The sequence below is a fragment of the Pseudomonas sp. B7(2017) genome (assembly GCF_002112745.1).
GTDB classification, from domain to species: domain Bacteria; phylum Pseudomonadota; class Gammaproteobacteria; order Pseudomonadales; family Pseudomonadaceae; genus Aquipseudomonas; species Aquipseudomonas ekonensis.
The window spans coordinates 712,128-730,002 of the sequence record NZ_NEIP01000001.1 but is presented as its reverse complement, the minus strand read 5'-3'; the positions used below and the strand labels follow the sequence as shown (position 1 = coordinate 730,002).

12 protein-coding genes and 1 tRNA gene are annotated in these 17,875 nt (G+C 63.5%); 10 read left to right on the top strand and 3 right to left on the bottom strand.

All coding sequences use genetic code 11. The features are described from left to right. Nucleotides 1-152 precede the first annotated feature (152 nt). The 4 genes from CAG29_RS03370 (at nt 153) to CAG29_RS03355 (ending at nt 6,404) form a co-directional block, all read left to right on the top strand. Complete coding sequence (locus CAG29_RS03370) at nt 153-2,075, top strand: PrkA family serine protein kinase (protein ID WP_085586276.1); 1,923 nt, start codon at nt 153-155, stop codon at nt 2,073-2,075. 205 nt (nt 2,076-2,280) lie between these two features. Next, entirely contained in the window at nt 2,281-3,552 is a 1,272-nt protein-coding gene (locus tag CAG29_RS03365) for a YeaH/YhbH family protein (RefSeq protein WP_007959907.1), read from the top strand. Then, on the top strand, nt 3,549-5,111 hold the full coding sequence (locus CAG29_RS03360) for a SpoVR family protein (RefSeq protein ID WP_085586278.1): 1,563 nt from the start codon (nt 3,549-3,551) through the stop codon (nt 5,109-5,111). Before CAG29_RS03365 ends, CAG29_RS03360 begins: the two co-directional genes overlap by 4 nt. A 63-nt stretch (nt 5,112-5,174) precedes the next feature. Beyond that, nucleotides 5,175-6,404, top strand: a complete 1,230-nt coding sequence (locus CAG29_RS03355; protein ID WP_085693862.1) for a multifunctional CCA addition/repair protein — start codon at nt 5,175-5,177, stop codon at nt 6,402-6,404. A gap of 121 nt (nt 6,405-6,525) precedes the next feature. Here the strand turns inward: CAG29_RS03355 and folK are convergent, their stop codons facing one another. Continuing rightward, entirely contained in the window at nt 6,526-7,050 is a 525-nt protein-coding gene (gene folK / locus CAG29_RS03350) for a 2-amino-4-hydroxy-6-hydroxymethyldihydropteridine diphosphokinase (RefSeq protein ID WP_085586282.1), read from the bottom strand. Continuing rightward, nucleotides 7,041-7,397: a dihydroneopterin aldolase gene (gene folB / locus CAG29_RS03345; RefSeq protein ID WP_085586284.1), complete on the bottom strand. Its 357-nt coding sequence runs from the start codon at nt 7,395-7,397 to the stop codon at nt 7,041-7,043. Before folB ends, folK begins: the two co-directional genes overlap by 10 nt. A 74-nt stretch (nt 7,398-7,471) precedes the next feature. Here folB and plsY point away from each other — a divergent pair, with 74 nt between their 5' ends. Next, nucleotides 7,472-8,041, top strand: coding sequence for a glycerol-3-phosphate 1-O-acyltransferase PlsY (plsY, locus tag CAG29_RS03340; RefSeq protein WP_085586286.1), 570 nt, complete (start codon nt 7,472-7,474; stop codon nt 8,039-8,041). Nucleotides 8,042-8,061: 20 nt separating this feature from the next. On the opposite strand, the gene tsaD is transcribed toward plsY, so the two are convergent. Beyond that, complete coding sequence (gene tsaD / locus CAG29_RS03335) at nt 8,062-9,090, bottom strand: tRNA (adenosine(37)-N6)-threonylcarbamoyltransferase complex transferase subunit TsaD (RefSeq protein WP_085586288.1); 1,029 nt, start codon at nt 9,088-9,090, stop codon at nt 8,062-8,064. A gap of 199 nt (nt 9,091-9,289) precedes the next feature. On the opposite strand from tsaD, the gene rpsU reads away from it, so the two are divergent. From rpsU to CAG29_RS03305, 5 genes are all read left to right on the top strand, one after another. Next, the gene (gene rpsU, locus CAG29_RS03330; protein ID WP_002551877.1) at nt 9,290-9,505 is read left to right on the top strand and encodes a 30S ribosomal protein S21; all 216 of its coding nucleotides are present in this window, start codon (nt 9,290-9,292) and stop codon (nt 9,503-9,505) included. Nucleotides 9,506-9,980: 475 nt separating this feature from the next. Further along, complete coding sequence (gene dnaG / locus CAG29_RS03325; RefSeq protein ID WP_085637143.1) at nt 9,981-11,948, top strand: DNA primase; 1,968 nt, start codon at nt 9,981-9,983, stop codon at nt 11,946-11,948. 67 nt (nt 11,949-12,015) lie between these two features. After that, entirely contained in the window at nt 12,016-13,863 is a 1,848-nt protein-coding gene (gene rpoD, locus CAG29_RS03315; RefSeq protein WP_085586292.1) for an RNA polymerase sigma factor RpoD, read from the top strand. Between the two features lie 123 nt (nt 13,864-13,986). Next, on the top strand, nt 13,987-17,733 hold the full coding sequence (locus CAG29_RS03310; protein WP_085586294.1) for a bifunctional diguanylate cyclase/phosphodiesterase: 3,747 nt from the start codon (nt 13,987-13,989) through the stop codon (nt 17,731-17,733). Between the two features lie 15 nt (nt 17,734-17,748). Beyond that, nucleotides 17,749-17,825, top strand: a tRNA-Ile gene (locus CAG29_RS03305). The last annotated feature ends 50 nt before the right edge of the window (nt 17,826-17,875 follow it).

Genomic DNA, 17,875 nt, shown 5'->3' with positions numbered 1-17,875 from the left:
CGGTACACCGGCGCACGGGTCATCGGGAGTAGCTTTCGCGGTTGTCGGCGCGGAAGAGTTCTGGGGGGTAAACAACAGCTGCTCAAGCGGCTGCTTGCCAGCATCGACTGAGTGATCCGGCGTCGGCTCCACGTATCGAGCGAGGTGACGTCATGAGTATCTTTAGCCACTTCCAACAACGCTTCGAGTCCACACGCCAGGAAGAATTCTCGCTGCAGGAATACCTGGAACTGTGCAAAAAGGACCGCAGCGCCTACGTTTCCGCCGCCGAGCGTCTGTTGCTGGCCATCGGCGAACCCGAGCTGCTCGACACCTCGACCAATTCGAGGCTGTCACGCATCTTCTCCAACAAGGTGATCCGCCGCTATCCGGCCTTTGAGGACTTCCACGGGATGGAAGAATGCATCGACCAGATCGTGTCGTACTTCCGCCATGCGGCCCAGGGCCTGGAAGAGAAGAAACAGATCCTCTACCTGCTCGGCCCGGTGGGCGGCGGCAAGTCGTCCCTGGCCGAGAAGCTCAAGCAACTGATGGAGAAGGTGCCCTTCTATGCCATCAAGGGCTCGCCGGTGTTCGAATCGCCCCTGGGGCTGTTCAACGCCACCGAAGACGGCGCGATCCTCGAAGAGGACTTCGGCATCCCCCGCCGCTACCTGAACACCATCATGTCGCCCTGGGCGACCAAGCGCCTGGCCGAGTTCGGCGGCGACATCAGCCAGTTCCGCGTGGTCAAGCTGTACCCCTCGATCCTCAACCAGATCGCCGTGGCCAAGACCGAACCGGGCGACGAGAACAACCAGGACATCTCCGCGCTGGTGGGCAAGGTCGATATCCGCAAGCTGGAGGAATTCCCGCAGAACGACGCCGACGCCTACAGCTATTCCGGGGCGCTGTGCCGGGCCAACCAGGGCCTGATGGAGTTCGTCGAGATGTTCAAGGCGCCGATCAAGGTGCTGCACCCGTTGCTGACCGCCACCCAGGAAGGCAACTACAACAGCACCGAAGGCCTGGGCGCGATTCCGTTCACCGGGATCCTGCTGGCCCACTCCAACGAATCGGAGTGGCACACCTTCCGCAACAACAAGAACAACGAAGCCTTCATCGACCGGATCTACATCGTCAAGGTGCCTTACTGCCTGCGGGTCAGCGATGAGGTGAAGATCTACGACAAGCTGCTGTTCAACAGCTCCCTGGCCCGGGCCCACTGCGCGCCGGACACCCTCAAGATGCTCGCGCAGTTCACCGTGCTGTCACGCCTCAAGGAGCCCGAGAACTCCAACATCTACTCGAAGATGCGCGTGTACGACGGGGAAAACCTCAAGGACACCGATCCGAAGGCCAAGTCGATCCAGGAATACCGCGATGCGGCGGGCGTCGACGAGGGCATGAACGGCCTGTCGACCCGGTTCGCCTTCAAGATCCTGTCCAAGGTGTTCAACTTCGACCCGCACGAGATCGCTGCCAACCCGGTGCACCTGCTCTATGTGCTGGAACAGCAGATCGAACAGGAACAGTTCCAGGCCGAGACCCGCGAACGCTACCTGCGCTACCTGAAGGAGTACCTCGCCCCGCGCTACATCGAGTTCATCGGCAAGGAGATCCAGACCGCCTACCTCGAGTCCTACAGCGAGTACGGCCAGAACATCTTCGACCGCTACGTGCTGTACGCGGACTTCTGGATCCAGGACCAGGAATACCGCGATCCGGAAACCGGCGAGATCCTCAACCGCGTCGCCCTCAACGAGGAACTGGAAAAGATCGAGAAACCGGCCGGCATCAGCAATCCGAAGGATTTTCGCAACGAGATCGTCAACTTCGTGCTGCGTGCCCGCGCCAACAACAACGGCAAGAACCCGACCTGGCTCAGCTACGAGAAACTGCGGGTGGTCATCGAGAAGAAAATGTTCTCGAACACCGAAGACCTGCTGCCGGTCATCAGCTTCAACGCCAAGGCCAGCAAAGAGGACCAGCAAAAGCACAACGACTTCGTCACCAGGATGGTCGAACGCGGCTACACCGACAAACAGGTACGGCTGCTCTCCGAGTGGTACCTGCGGGTCAGGAAATCACAGTAACCCGCGGCCGGTCAGACCGGTTGTCGTCAGCCCGGGGCCTGTGTGCGCATTTTCTGTTACACAGGCCTCAGGAAGGTGTTCCAAAGGCGGTAGCGGGGTTCAGGCAGCACCCAAAGCGCTTGGGGGAGCGTGTACGTCCCTTGGCATTCGGTTCAATGCTGCATGAGCGCTCGGCCCTTTGCAGGACAGCTTCTAAGGAGCAGTCATGAGCTATGTGATCGACCGACGCCTCAATGGCAAGAACAAGAGCACGGTGAACCGCCAGCGCTTCCTGCGGCGCTACCGTGACCACATCAAGAAGGCTGTCGAAGAAGCCGTCAGCCGGCGTTCCATTACCGACATGGAGCACGGCGAGCAGATCAGCATCCCCGGTCGCGACATCGACGAACCGGTGCTTCACCACGGCCGCGGGGGCAAGCAGACCGTCGTGCACCCCGGCAACAAGGAGTTCACCGCCGGCGAACACATCGCCCGCCCGCCGGGAGGCGGCGGAGGCCGGGGGCCCGGCAAGGCCGGCAACTCCGGCGAAGGCATGGACGAGTTCGTCTTCCAGATCACCCAGGAGGAATTCCTCGAATTCATGTTCGAGGACCTCGAACTGCCGAACCTGGTCAAACGCAACCTGACCGGCACCGACACCTTCAAGACCGTGCGCGCCGGCATCAGCAACGAGGGCAACCCCTCGCGCATCAACATCATCCGCACCCTGCGCTCGGCCCATGCCCGGCGCATCGCGCTGTCCGGCAGCAGCCGGGCGAAACTGCGCGAGGTGAAGGAAGAACTGGCCCGGCTGAAACGCGAAGAGCCGGACAACTTCGGCGATATCCAGGATCTGGAAGCGGAAATCGAGAAACTCAGCGCCCGCATCCATCGGGTGCCGTTCCTCGACACGTTCGACCTCAAGTACAACCTGCTGATCAAGCAGCCCAACCCCAGCTCCAAGGCGGTCATGTTCTGCCTGATGGACGTGTCCGGCTCCATGACCCAGGCGACCAAGGACATCGCCAAGCGCTTCTTCATCCTGCTGTACCTGTTCCTCAAGCGGAACTACGACAAGATCGACGTGGTGTTCATCCGCCATCACACCAGCGCCCGGGAAGTGGACGAGGAAGAGTTCTTCTATTCGCGGGAAACCGGCGGCACCATCGTCTCCAGCGCCCTGAAGCTGATGCAGGAAATCATGGCCGAGCGCTATCCGAGCAACGAGTGGAACATCTACGCCGCCCAGGCCTCCGACGGCGACAACTGGAACGACGATTCGCCCATCTGCCGCGACATCCTGATCAACCAGATCATGCCGTTCGTGCAGTACTACACTTATGTGGAGATCACCCCCCGCGAGCACCAGGCCCTCTGGTACGAGTACGAACGCATCGCCGAAGCCTTTTCCGACACGTTTGCCCAGCAGCAACTGGTCTCGGCCGGGGATATCTATCCGGTCTTCCGTGAACTCTTCCAGCGCAGGTTAGTGACATGACCGCCAAAGAGCAGAAGCGCCAACCCATCTCCACCGGCTCCGAATGGACGTTCGAGCTGATCCAGGCCTATGACCGCGAAATCGCCCGCATCGCGGCCCGCTATGCGCTGGACACCTACCCCAACCAGATCGAGGTGATCACCGCCGAGCAGATGATGGACGCCTACGCGTCGGTCGGCATGCCGCTGGGCTATCACCACTGGTCCTACGGCAAGCACTTCCTCAGCACCGAAAAATCCTACAGCCGCGGGCAGATGGGCCTGGCCTACGAGATCGTGATCAACTCGGATCCGTGCATCGCCTACCTGATGGAAGAGAACACCATCTGCATGCAGGCCTTGGTGGTGGCCCACGCCTGCTACGGCCACAACAGCTTCTTCAAGGGCAACTACCTGTTCCGCACCTGGACCGACGCCAGCTCGATCATCGATTACCTGGTGTTCGCCAAGCAGTACATCATGCAGTGCGAGGAGCGCCACGGCATCGATGCGGTGGAGGATCTGCTCGATTCCTGCCATGCCCTGATGAACTACGGCGTGGACCGCTACAAACGGCCGTATCCGATTTCCGCCGAGGAAGAACGGCGGCGACAGAAGGACCGCGAAGAGCACCTGCAAAAGCAGATCAACGACCTGTGGCGCACCATCCCCAAGGGCACCGACAAGCTCAGCGACAAGGACAACGCCCGGTTCCCCGCCGAGCCGCAGGAGAACATCCTGTACTTCATCGAGAAGCACGCGCCGCTGCTGGAGCCGTGGCAACGGGAAATCGTGCGCATCGTGCGCAAGATCGCCCAGTACTTCTACCCGCAGCGCCAGACCCAGGTGATGAACGAAGGTTGGGCGACCTTCTGGCACTACACGCTGATGAACGACCTGTACGACGAAGGCCTGGTCACCGACGGCTTCATGATGGAGTTCCTGACGTCCCACACCAGCGTGGTGTTCCAGCCCGGGTTCGACAGCCCCTACTACAGCGGCATCAACCCTTACGCCCTGGGCTTTGCGATGTACCGGGACATCCGGCGCATGTGCGAGGAGCCCACCGAGGAAGACCGCCGCTGGTTCCCGGAGATCGCCGGCTCCGACTGGCTGTCGACCATCAAGTTCGCCATGAGCAGCTTCAAGGACGAGAGCTTCATCCTGCAGTACCTGTCGCCCAAGGTGATCCGCGACCTCAAACTGTTCAGCATCCTCGACGACGACCAGCGGGACGACCTGCTGGTGCCGGCCATCCATGACGAGGGCGGCTACCGGATCATCCGCGAGACCCTGGCGGCGCAGTACAACCTCGGCAACCGCGAGCCGAACGTGCAGATCTACAGCATCGACCGCCGCGGCGACCGCTCGCTGACCCTGCGCCACCAGCAGCATGACCGCAAGCCCTTGGGCGATTCCACGGAAGAAGTGCTCAAGCACCTGCACCGGCTGTGGGGCTTCGACATCCACCTGGAGACCCTGCAGGGCGACCAGGTGATGAAGACCCACCATGTGCCGCCGCGAAACGAGCACAGCGAAGGGGACTACGGTCGGCTCGACTTGGCCGTCATTCATCTTTGATCCCGTTCCAGCCTCCGAAAGTCCGGCGCAAGGGTTATCCTGTCGGGCCAACGGAGGTTTTTTATGCAGATTTACAAGGTCGGCGGCGCCGTGCGCGATCGCCTGCTGGGCAAACCGGTCACCGACATCGACTGGGTGGTGGTCGGCGCGACCACCGAAGAGATGCTCGCCCAGGGCTTTCGCCCGGTCGGCGCGGACTTCCCGGTGTTCCTTCACCCCAAGACCGGCGAGGAGTACGCCCTTGCCCGCACCGAGCGCAAGAGCGGCCGCGGTTATGGCGGGTTCACCTTCCACGCCAGCCCCGAGGTCACGCTTGAGGAAGACCTGATCCGCCGCGACCTGACCATCAACGCCATGGCTGAGGACGACGGTCAGAACCTGACCGACCCCTACAACGGCCAGCGCGACCTTGAAGACCGCATACTCCGTCACGTTTCCCCGGCGTTCGCCGAAGATCCGCTGCGGGTGCTGCGGGTGGCGCGTTTCGCCGCCCGTTATGCGGCACTGGGGTTCACCGTCGCGCCCGAGACCCTTGAACTGATGCGCACCCTCAGCGAATCGGGGGAGCTGGAAGCCCTGACCGCCGAACGCAGCTGGAAGGAGATTTCCCGCGCCCTGATGGAAGAGCAGCCGCAGGTGTTCATTCAGGTGCTGCGCGACTGCGGCGCGCTCAAGGTGCTGATGCCGGAAGTGGATGCGCTCTTCGGCGTGCCGCAGCCGGAAGCCCATCACCCGGAAATCGACAGCGGCATCCACACCTTGAGCGTGCTGGAGCAATCGGCGCTGCACAGGCAACCGCTGACCGTGCGCTGGGCCTGCCTGCTGCACGACCTGGGCAAAGGCCTGACGCCGCAAGAGGAATGGCCGAGGCATATCGCCCACGAGCACACAGGGCTGAAGTTGATCAAAGCGGTCAACGAACGCTTCAAGGCTCCGAAGGAGTGCCAGGAACTGGCACTGCTGGTCGGCCAGTACCACACCCACGGGCACCGCGCCCTTGAGCTGAAAGCCACGACGCTGCTGGAGTTGCTGCAGAGCTTCGACGTCTACCGCCGGCCGCAGCGTTTCGAGGAGTTCATTGCCGCTTGCGAGATGGACGCCCGCGGGCGAAAAGGCCTGGAACAGCGCAGTTATCCACAGGCGGATTACTTGCGCGGCGCCGCGACGGTGGCGCGCAGCGTGGCGGTACAGCCGTTGCTGGAGAAAGGTTTCAAAGGCCCGGAACTGGGCGAGGCGCTCAAGCGCGAACGGCTCAAGGCGTTGAAGGCGTACAAGGAGGCGGCGGCCTCCTGAAACGGGCAGTCCGAATCGTCGCGCCGCCGCTCCCGCAGGGAACGGCGGCGCTCACGGATTCTGTGCTCCCCCAAAAGTGAGGGAGCCAGCCTGCTGAAGAGGGCGTCAGTGAAGACACCGCTCAGGCCGACAACAGATCCTCGGGGGTCAACGGCTCGCCCCGCCACTCAAAGGCCACCGGTGCCAGTTCCTGATCGATCTGCGCCTCTGCCCACAGCGCAGCAAAGCTTTTTCCCACGCCCGGATGCACCCGCTCCGGCGCAATCAGCGACAGCGGCCACAGCACGAAGGCGTTTTTCAGGATCTCCGCCCGCGGCAGGACCAGCCCGTCGAAATTGCCCGTCAGGTCGCCGTACAGCAGCACGTCGATGTCCAGCGGCAGGCCCTTGCGGTCCGGCGCGTAACGGCCGTTGTCCGCCTCGATGAACTTCAAGCGGCGATCCAGCTCCATCAGGGGCAGGTCGGTGAACGCCGACACCACGAAATTGAAGAACGGACCGCTCTTGATGCCCACCGGCTGGCTCTCGAACACCGCCGAACAGCGGATATCCACCAGGAACGCGGCCAGGGCCTCGAGCCCGGCGCGCAAATGGGTTTCACGCTCGATATTGCTACCGAGGCCGAGGTAGACCTGAGTCAGCGACATCCGCGCTCGATCTCCACACCCACGCCGCCCTTGGCGGCCGGCACGGCGCCCGGCTTGGTCAGCTTCAGGCGCACCCAGGTGATCTTGAATTCGTCCATCAGCGTCTCGACCAGCCGTTCGGCGAAGGTCTCGACCAACTGGAACTGCGCCTGCTCGGCGAAGGCCTGGATCCGCGTGGAGACGCTGGCGTAGTCGAGCGCCAGGGTCAGGTCGTCGCCGGCGGCGGCCGGACGATTGTCCCAGGCGAAGCTCAGATCAAGGCGCAGGCACTGTCGGATGCCGCGCTCCCAGTCGTAGGCACCGATCACGGTGTCGACTTCCAGGCCCTCGATAAACACTCTGTCCAAGCACTTTTCTCCGTTGCACGACAAGGGCGCGTTGCGCCGTTAGAATCAGGGCGTCCTCGCCCGGAATAGTTAGCATGTTTTGGTCACTGGCGGTTTTCGCCTACCTGCTCGGCTCGCTGTCCTTCGCCATCTTGCTCAGCCGCCTGACCGGAAACCCGGATCCGCGAATGAGCGGCTCGGGCAATGCCGGCGCCACCAACATGCTGCGCCTGGCCGGCCGCAAACTGGCGGTCCTGACCTTGCTCGGCGATCTGTGCAAAGGCCTGCTGCCGGTGCTGATCGCCTCGGCGGCAGGCCTGTCGCCGCAGGACCAGGCCTGGATCGGCGTCTGCGCCGTGATCGGTCACCTGTTCCCGCTGTATTTCCGTTTCCGCGGCGGCAAAGGCGTCGCCACGGCGGCCGGCATGCTGCTGGGGCTGTATCCGCCCGCCGCACTGCTGGCCATAGCCGCCTGGCTGCTGACGTTCTACCTGACCCGCACCAGCTCGCTCGCGGCCCTCATCGCCACCCCCCTCACCCTGCCGCTGCTGGCCTGGCAGGAACCGGCCGCCCTGCTGCCGATGAGCACGCTCACGCTGCTGATCGTCTGGCGGCACCGGGGCAATCTACGCGACCTGTTCGCCGGGCGCGAACGGCATTTTTGAATGCCGCCCTTGAACGACGCTCATCCCAACGCGGACAACTGCTCCATCGGCCAGCGCGCCTGCACGGTGATCGCCAGGCTTTCCTGCTGGCCGGCCTGCAGCCGCTGGCAACCGGCGAACGCGATCATCGCGCCGTTGTCGGTGCAGAACTGCGGACGGGCATAGAAAACGCTGCCCTTCATGTCGCCGAGCATTTTCTCCAGCGACGCACGCAACGCCCGGTTGGCGCTGACGCCGCCGGCGATCACCAGGCGCTTCATGCCGGCCTGCTTGAGGGCACGCTTGCACTTGATGGTCAAAGTCTCCACCACGGCCTGCTGGAACGCCAGCGCGATGTCGCAACGGGCTTGCTCGCCGTCGTCCCCGGCGCTGACGCTCTGCTGCCAGGTGTTGAGGGCGAATGTCTTCAGGCCGCTGAAGCTGAAGTCCAGACCCGGACGGTCGCACATCGGACGCGGGAAGGTGAACCGGCCGGCGACGCCCCGCTCGGCGGCCTTGGCGATCTCGGGCCCGCCTGGATAGTTCAGGCCCATCATCTTGGCGGTCTTGTCGAAGGCTTCGCCGGCGGCATCGTCGAGGGTTTCGCCAAGCAAGGCGTATTGGCCGATGCCATCGACCCGGACCAACTGCGTATGGCCACCGGAGACCAACAAAGCGACGAACGGAAACTCCGGCGGTTGCGCCTCGAGCATCGGCGCCAGCAGATGGCCTTCCATGTGGTGCACGCCCAGCGCCGGAATGCCCCAGGCGAACGCCAGCGCCTGGGCGCAGGAGGCGCCCACCAGCAGGGCCCCGACCAGGCCTGGGCCTGCGGTGTAGGCGATCGCGTCGATCTCGGTCGGCACGCAGTCGGCCTCCGCCAGCACCTGCCGGATAAGCGGCAGCATGCGCTTGACGTGATCGCGGGAGGCCAGCTCCGGCACCACGCCGCCGTAGACGCGGTGCAGGTCGATCTGACTGAACAGCGCGTCCGCCAGAAGGCCGCGTTCACTGTCGTAGAGCGCGACGCCGGTTTCGTCGCAGGACGTTTCCAATCCCAGTACTAGCATGGGTTCTGGCCTTGTTTAGGCTAAATTCGAAGGCGCGCATGATAGTCGCCGCGTGATGCCCCGACCAGCGGTTTTCGATCAGAGGCTTTGCATTCCGAGCGTTGAGGGGTTAACATCCGCAACCCTTAAAAACCGACGTCTTCAAGTGCTCTTTTGCCGCGAGGATGTTGACCCCGGTAATGAATGAAGGTAGCTCTGGATGCCAGCCGTCAAAGTTAAAGAGAATGAACCCTTCGACGTAGCTCTGCGTCGTTTCAAGCGCTCCTGCGAAAAAGCCGGTGTACTGGCTGAGGTTCGTAGCCGCGAATTTTACGAGAAGCCAACTTCCGAGCGTAAGCGCAAGGCAGCAGCCGCTGTTAAGCGTCACGCCAAGAAAGTTCAGCGCGAACAGCGCCGCGCCGTTCGTCTGTACTGATACACAGACGTTCGTAGCAAGCTTCTGCCAAGCCCGGCCTTCCGCCGGGCTTATGGCATTTGCGGAAAACGCTTGATGCTTCACCGTCGAAGCCGCACATGCGACCGAGACAAATCCGCTTCACCGCGTCAGGCCTGGCTTCTTTGCCAGCGGTGCACGTCTTTTCTGACGGGCCTTTCGAGGCTGCCGACGAGCACACCCACTGATTCCTCTCACGACGATCAGCCCAAGGCACCTGCCTGCTTCATGAGCTATCCGAGGCCGCAATCCGGCCGTCAGCGGATTCAGCGCAACACTTTCAAACGGTCGAAATCCGATGGCTGCTAACGCCAAGGGAATTTCGGCAGATACACTTCCCGACAGCGATCACGCAGACGACACCGGTCGAGCCGCCGAAAGCACGCGCCCCGCCGGATGAGCCACGTCCTTTGCGCCCATCGCATCGGATCCTTTGAGCGCAGACGACGAGAACGCCATGGCCGGGTTGATCCCCCAGAGCTTCATTGACGACCTTCTGAACCGCACCGACATCGTCGACGTGGTCAGTTCGCGCGTGCAATTGAAGAAGGCCGGCAAGAACTTCACCGCGTGCTGCCCGTTCCACAAGGAAAAGACCCCGTCGTTCAGCGTCAGCCCCGACAAGCAGTTCTACTACTGCTTCGGCTGCGGCGCGGGCGGCAACGCCCTCGGCTTCCTCATGGACCACGACAACCTGGACTTCCCCCAGGCGGTCGAGGACCTGGCCAAGGCCGCCGGCATGGAAGTCCCGCGGGAGGAAGGCAGCCGCTCGCACAAGCCGCGCCAGCCGACCGATTCGCCGCTGTACCCGCTGCTCACCGCGGCCGCCGATTTCTACCGCCAGGCGCTCAAGAGCCACCCGGCGCGCAAGGCCGCCGTGGACTACCTCAAGGGCCGCGGCCTGACCGGCGAGATCGCCCGGGACTTCGGCTTGGGGTTCGCCCCGCCGGGCTGGGACAACCTGTTCAAGCACTTGAGCAGCGACACCCTGCAGCAAAAGGCCATGATCGATGCCGGGCTGCTGATCGAGAACGCCGAGACCGGCAAGCGCTACGACCGCTTCCGCGACCGGGTGATGTTCCCGATCCGCGACACCCGCGGCCGGATCATCGCGTTCGGCGGCCGGGTGCTGGGGGACGACAAGCCCAAGTACCTGAACTCGCCGGAGACCCCGGTGTTCCATAAGGGCCAGGAACTCTACGGCCTGTACGAAGCCCGCAAGAACAACCGCAACCTCGACGAGATCATCGTCGTCGAGGGCTACATGGATGTCATCGCCCTGGCCCAGCAAGGCCTGCGCAACGCCGTCGCGACGCTCGGCACGGCAACCAGCGAAGAGCACATGAAGCGCCTGTTCCGCGTGGTGCCCAACGTCCTGTTCTGCTTCGACGGCGACCAGGCCGGCCGCAACGCCGCCTGGCGGGCGCTGGAAGCCACGCTGTCGAGCCTGCAGGACGGCCGTCGCGCGCGCTTTCTGTTCCTGCCCGAAGGCGAAGACCCGGATACGCTGATCCGCGCCGAGGGCACCGATGCCTTCCGCGCCCGGATCAACCAACATGCGCAGCCGCTGGCGGACTACTTCTTCCAGCAACTGACCGAAGAGGCCGATCCGCGTTCGCTCGAAGGCAAGGCGCACATGGTCACACTGGCGGCACCGCTGATCGAAAAGGTGCCGGGCGCCAACCTGCGGATCCTGATGCGCCAGCGCCTGACCGAAATCACCGGCCTGAACAGCGAAACCGTCAGCCAGCTGGCCCAGAGCGCACCGCAGGAAGCGCCGCCGGCGTACGATCCCGGCATCGATTACGGCGCGATGCCGGACTACAGCGACTACCATCAACCGCAGGCGGCGGACATGTACGCGCCGCAGCAGGAGTGGACGCCGAAGAAATCCGGTTCCGGCGGCAAGAAATGGGAAAAGAAGCCCTGGGACAAGAACGGCAAGCGCGGCGGTGACCGCGACCAGCCGCGCGCCCCTCGGGTGCCTGCCGCCGTCGAGCCGCCGATCCAGGCCGCCCTGCGGACCTTGCTGCATCATCCGCAACTGGCGGACAAGGTCGAGGACGCCGGGCACTTCGCGGACGAAAGCCAGACCAACGCACAATTGCTGGTGGCCCTGCTCGAAGCCGTACAGAAGAATCCCAAGCTAAACTCAATTCAGTTGATCGCGCGATGGCACGGAACCGAACAGGGTCGCCTGCTCAGGGCGCTGGCCGAGAAGGAATGGCTGATCGACGGAGACAACCTTGAACAACAGTTTTTCGACACCATTTCCAGTCTGTCAGCCCGTCAACGCGAACGGAATCTGGAACAACTGCTCAGGAAAGCCCGTCAAAGCGAACTGAGCAGCGACGAAAAAAACCAGCTGCGCGACCTGTTGAGTCGCAATGCTCCCGCATCAAACCCGACCTCAACTGGCGCGTGAGGTCATAGCTCAGGTATAATCCTCGGCTTGTTTTTTGCCCGCCAAGACCTTCAGTGGATAGGGTGTTATGTCCGGAAAAGCGCAACAGCAGTCTCGTATTATTGAGTTGATCAAACTGGGCCGTGAGCAGAAATATCTGACTTACGCCGAGGTCAACGACCACCTGCCCGAGGATATTTCAGATCCGGAGCAGGTGGAAGACATCATCCGCATGATTAACGACATGGGGATCCCCGTACACGAGAGTGCTCCGGATGCGGACGCCCTTATGCTGGCCGACGCCGATACCGACGAGGCCGCTGCGGAAGAAGCAGCCGCCGCGCTCGCGGCGGTGGAGACCGACATCGGTCGCACCACGGATCCCGTGCGCATGTACATGCGTGAAATGGGTACGGTCGAGCTTCTGACCCGCGAAGGCGAAATCGAGATCGCCAAGCGGATCGAAGAAGGCATCCGTGAAGTGATGAGCGCGATCGCCCACTTCCCCGGCACCGTCGAGCACATCCTCTCCGAGTACGACCGCGTCACGTCCGAAGGCGGCCGCCTGTCCGACGTGCTGAGCGGCTACATCGATCCGGACGACGGCACCGCGCCGCCGGCCGCCGAAGTGCCGCCGCCGCTCGACGCCAAGGCCGCGAAAGAGGAAGAGTCCGACGACGATGACGAGGCCGAATCTTCCGATGACGAAGAAGAAGCCGAAAGCGGCCCGGATCCGGTCATCGCCGCCCAGCGTTTCGGCGCTGTCGCCGAGCAGATGGAAATCACCCGCAAGGCGCTGAAGAAGCACGGTCGCCACAACAAGGCGGCGATTGCCGAGCTGTTGGTCCTGGCCGACCTGTTCATGCCGATCAAACTGGTGCCGAAGCAATTCGAAGGCCTGGTCGAGCGTGTCCGCAGCGCCCTGGATCGCCTGCGTCAGCAAGAGCGCGCGATCATGCAGCTGTGCGTGCGTGACGCCCGCATGCCGCGTGCCGACTTCCTGCGCCAGTTCCCGGGCAACGAAGTCGACGAGAGCTGGTCCGACGCCCTGGCCAAAGGCAAAGGCAAGTACGCCGAAGCCATTGCCCGCCTGCAGCCGGACATCATCCGTTGCCAGCAGAAGCTGGTCGCGCTGGAGACCGAAACCGGCCTGACCATCGCCGAGATCAAGGACATCAACCGTCGCATGTCGATCGGCGAGGCCAAGGCCCGCCGCGCGAAGAAAGAGATGGTCGAGGCGAACCTGCGTCTGGTGATCTCCATCGCCAAGAAGTACACCAACCGCGGCCTGCAGTTCCTCGACCTGATCCAGGAAGGCAACATCGGCCTGATGAAGGCGGTGGACAAGTTCGAATACCGTCGCGGCTACAAGTTCTCGACCTATGCGACCTGGTGGATCCGTCAGGCCATCACCCGTTCGATCGCCGACCAGGCGCGCACCATCCGTATTCCGGTGCACATGATCGAGACGATCAACAAGCTCAACCGCATTTCCCGCCAGATGCTGCAGGAAATGGGTCGCGAACCGACGCCGGAAGAGCTGGGCGAGCGCATGGAGATGCCTGAGGACAAGATCCGCAAGGTATTGAAGATCGCCAAAGAGCCGATCTCCATGGAAACCCCGATCGGCGATGACGAAGACTCCCATCTGGGTGACTTCATCGAAGACTCGACCATGCAGTCGCCGATCGATGTCGCCACCGTGGAAAGCCTGAAGGAAGCGACCCGCGAAGTGCTGTCCGGCCTCACCGCCCGTGAAGCCAAAGTGCTGCGCATGCGTTTCGGCATCGACATGAACACCGACCACACGCTGGAAGAGGTCGGCAAGCAGTTCGACGTGACCCGCGAGCGGATCCGTCAGATCGAAGCCAAGGCGCTGCGCAAGCTGCGCCACCCGACGCGGAGCGAGCATCTGCGCTCCTTCCTCGACGAGTGACACCAGAACCCCCGGCCCAGGCCGGGGGTTTTGTTTTGCGGCAGATTAAATCCCCCGCCTCCCCCTCCCCCCGCGCAGCCCGTCTACACTCGAAGCATTCCCCCGTGCCATAACGAGACCGTTATGCCCAGACTGCCGACCGTGCTTTTTTTGCTGTCGCTGATCACCTGGACCGCAACGGCTGGCGCGCTGACTCTGACCGACGAAGAACGTGCCTGGCTGGCGGCTCACCCGGATTTGCGCCTGGGCGTGGACGCCTCGTGGCCGCCCTTCGAGTTCCGGGACGACCAGAACCGCTACCAGGGCCTGGCGGCGGACTACATCGACGTGATCCGCCAGCGCCTGGCGATCAAGCTCACGCCCATCGAGCCGGTGAGCTGGACGGTGGTGCTGGCGCAAGCGAAGGAGGGCAGCCTGGACCTGCTGCCGGGCATCATGTCCACCCCGGAGCGCCAGACCTACCTGGCGTTCACCCGCCCCTACCTCGACTTCCCGATCGTCATCCTCGCCCACGTCGGCGGCCCGCAGCCGCGCAAGCTGGACGACCTGTACGGCCTGAAAATCGCCGTGGTGGAAAACTACGCGCCCCATGAATTGCTGCGCACCCACCATCCCGACCTGAACCTGGTGGCCATGCCCAACGTCAGCTCAGCGCTCCAGGCCCTGGCGACCGACGAAGTGGACGCCGTGGTCGGTGACCTCGCCTCCAGTGTCTGGAGCCTGCGCCAACTCAAGCTCGACGGCCTGTACGTCAGCGGCGAAACGCCCTATCGCTACCAGTTGGCGATGGCCGTCCCCCGGGACAACAAGATGCTGGTGACCATCCTGGACAAGGTGCTCGCCGACATGTCCCCGGAGGAGATCAGCAGCATCCAGGAGCATTGGGTCGGCAACGTCCTCGATCACCGGACATTCTGGTCGGATCTTCTGATATACGGCCTGCCAGGCCTGTTGTTGCTGTTCAGCGTGCTGGCGGTGGTGATCCGCATCAACCGCCGCCTGAGTTCGGAGATCGCCCGGCGCATCGACCTCGAGCAGGAACTGCGCAGCAGCGAGTACCACTACCGCGGTCTGGTGGAGAGCCTGTCGGCCATCGCCTGGGAAGCGCGGATCAGCGATTTCACCTACAGCTACGTTTCGCCCCATGCCGAGGATCTGCTGGGCTATCCGCTGTCCCACTGGCTGATCCCGGGTTTCTGGCGCAACATCATCCACCCGGCGGATCTGACCCGGGCCCAGAGCTTCTGCGACCACGAGGTAGAGGCCGGGCGCGACCACAGCCTCGACTACCGGGTGATCACCGCCGACGGCCGCTGCCTGTGGGTCCGCGACATCGTCAGCCTGATCGAGCACGGCCACGAGCCGGTGATGCGCGGCCTGATGATCGACATCAGCGAAGCCAAGCGCACCGAAGAGGCGCTGCGGCTGTCGGAGCAGAAATTCGCCTCGGTGTTCCAGCAGTGCCCGGACATCCTGGTCATCGCCCGGCTGTCCGACGGCTGCCTGCTGGAGGTCAATGAAGCCTTCGAAGAACAGATCGGGCTGAAGGCCGAAGACGTGATCGGCCAGACCGCCACCGAACTGAACATCTGGGGGATTCCCGGTGTCGGCCCGGGACTCTTGCAACGCCTGCAGGCCGGCAGCATCCGCAACCTGGAGATGCCCTTTCGGCGCAGCAACGGCCAACTGTTCACCGGCCTGATCTCCGCCGAGCCGTTCGACCTGGACACCACGCCGGCCCTGGTGGTGGTGGTGCGCGACATCTCCCAGCTCAAGGAAACCCAGCAACAGCTGCAGACCTCCGAGGAAAAGTTCGCCAAGGCGTTCCATGCCTCGCCGGACGGCCTGCTCCTGTCGCGCCAAAGCGACGGTCTGCTGCTGGAGGTCAACGAAGGCTTCAGCCGCATCACCGGCTACAACAGCGCCATGTCGGTGGATCGCTCGGCGCTGGATCTGGGGATCTGGGTCAACCTCAACGAACGCAAGCAGATGCTCGACCTGCTGCACCGCGACGGCTACGTGCGCGACTTCAGCTGCCACATCCGCCGCAGCGACGGGCAGATCCGCCTCTGCGAGGTCTCCAGCCGACCGCTGCCGATCGGCGAGGACGACTGCATGCTGACCATCGCCCGGGACATCACCGAGCGGCACCTGATGCAGGAGAAACTGCAACAGGCGGCCACGGTGTTCGAAAGCACCGCCGAAGGCGTACTGATCACCGATACCCAGCAGCACATCAGCGCCGTCAACCGTGCCTTCACCGAGATCACCGGCTACAGCGAAAGCGAGGCCCTGGGCCACACCCCTCGCCTGCTGGCGTCCGGCCTGCACGACAGCGCCTTCTACGCTGCCATGTGGCACCAGTTGACCGACGAAGGCCACTGGCAGGGCGAAATCTCCAACCGGCGCAAGAACGGCGAGCTCTACCCCAGCTGGCTAACCATCAGCGCCGTGCGCAACCGCGACCGCTCCATCACCCACTTCGTCGCGGTATTCGCCGACATCTCCAGCCTCAAGCACGCCCAGGCCAAGCTCGATTATCAAGCCCACCACGACCCCCTCACCGGCCTGCCGAACCGCACCCTGTTCGAGAACCGCCTGCTGATGGCGCTGAACAGCCAGCAGGAGGACGGTGGCCAGGGTGCCGTGCTGTTCCTGGACCTCGACCGCTTCAAACACATCAACGACAGCCTCGGCCACCCGGTCGGCGACCTGCTGCTCAAGGGCATCGCCGTGCGCCTGAAGGAACAGCTGCGCGACATCGACACCGTCGCCCGCCTGGGCGGCGACGAATTCATCATCCTGCTACCCGGCCTGCAGCAGGCCAGCGACGCCGACTACATCGCCAACAAGCTGCTGCACTGCTTCAGCGCGCCGTTCCAGGCCGGCGAGCACGAGTTCTTCATCAGCGCCAGCATCGGCACCAGCCTCTATCCACGGGACGGCTGCGACGTGGCCACGCTGGTCAAGAACGCCGATGCGGCGATGTACCGCTCCAAGGCCAAGGGCCGCAACCGCGTCGAAAGCTACACCCGCGACCTCACCGCCCAGGCCAGCGAACGCGTGGCCCTGGAGCACGAACTGCGCCGGGCCATCGAACGCGATGAGCTGTACCTCTACTACCAGCCGAAAATCAGCCTCGACGACCACCGCCTGGTCGGCGCCGAAGCCCTGATCCGCTGGCGTCACCCCAACTTCGGCGAGGTGCCGCCGGAGCATTTCATTCCGCTGGCCGAAGAGAACGGCATGATCCTGCAGATCGGCGACTGGGTGCTGGAGACCGCCTGCCGGCAGATGTTCGAGTGGAGCCAGATCTACGAAAGCCTGGGCCCGCTGTCGGTCAACCTCGCCGGCGCCCAGCTGCGCCAGCCGAACCTGCTGGGCCGCATCGAGCAACTGCTCAAGGACAACCGCCTCAGGCCGGACCTGTTGCAACTGGAAATCACCGAGAACTTCATCATGAGCCAGGCCGAAGAGGCGCTCGCCGTGCTGCACCAGCTCAAGCGCCTGGGCGTGCAACTGGCCATCGACGACTTCGGCACCGGCTATTCCTCGCTCAGTTACCTCAAGCGCCTGCCGCTGGACATCCTCAAGATCGACCAGTCCTTCGTCCGCGGCCTGCCCGACGACCCGCACGACGCAGCCATCGTCCGCGCCATCATCGCCCTGGGCCGCAGCATGCAGTTCACCGTGATCGCCGAAGGCGTGGAGTCCCAGGCCCAGGAGCAGTTCCTCGCCGCCGAAGGCTGCGAACAGATCCAGGGCTACATCGTCAGCCTGCCCCTGCCGCCCGAAGAGTTCGCCGCCACGTTTCTGCGCATTGCCGTATCGGATTTTTCGGATAGCACAGCCGCCAAACCGTCGCTATAATCCGCCGCCTACTGAGGGCCTATAGCTCAGTCGGTTAGAGCAGAGGACTCATAATCCTTTGGTCCACGGTTCGAGTCCGTGTGGGCCCACCAGACACCAAAAAGCCGCGCGAATGCGCGGCTTTTTCATGTCTGCGTCTCAG

Excerpts from the sequence above, each read along its gene's own strand:
- CAG29_RS03370 (WP_085586276.1), top strand. The coding sequence starts at position 153 with ATGAGTATCTTTAGCCACTTCCAACAACGCTTCGAGTCCACACGCCAG.
- CAG29_RS03365 (WP_007959907.1), top strand. The coding sequence starts at position 2,281 with ATGAGCTATGTGATCGACCGACGCCTCAATGGCAAGAACAAGAGCACG.
- CAG29_RS03360 (WP_085586278.1), top strand. The coding sequence starts at position 3,549 with ATGACCGCCAAAGAGCAGAAGCGCCAACCCATCTCCACCGGCTCCGAA.
- CAG29_RS03355 (WP_085693862.1), top strand. The coding sequence starts at position 5,175 with ATGCAGATTTACAAGGTCGGCGGCGCCGTGCGCGATCGCCTGCTGGGC.
- folK (WP_085586282.1), bottom strand. The coding sequence starts at position 7,050 with ATGTCGCTGACTCAGGTCTACCTCGGCCTCGGTAGCAATATCGAGCGT.
- plsY (WP_085586286.1), top strand. The coding sequence starts at position 7,472 with ATGTTTTGGTCACTGGCGGTTTTCGCCTACCTGCTCGGCTCGCTGTCC.
- tsaD (WP_085586288.1), bottom strand. The coding sequence starts at position 9,090 with ATGCTAGTACTGGGATTGGAAACGTCCTGCGACGAAACCGGCGTCGCG.
- rpsU (WP_002551877.1), top strand. The coding sequence starts at position 9,290 with ATGCCAGCCGTCAAAGTTAAAGAGAATGAACCCTTCGACGTAGCTCTG.
- dnaG (WP_085637143.1), top strand. The coding sequence starts at position 9,981 with ATGGCCGGGTTGATCCCCCAGAGCTTCATTGACGACCTTCTGAACCGC.
- rpoD (WP_085586292.1), top strand. The coding sequence starts at position 12,016 with ATGTCCGGAAAAGCGCAACAGCAGTCTCGTATTATTGAGTTGATCAAA.
- CAG29_RS03310 (WP_085586294.1), top strand. The coding sequence starts at position 13,987 with ATGCCCAGACTGCCGACCGTGCTTTTTTTGCTGTCGCTGATCACCTGG.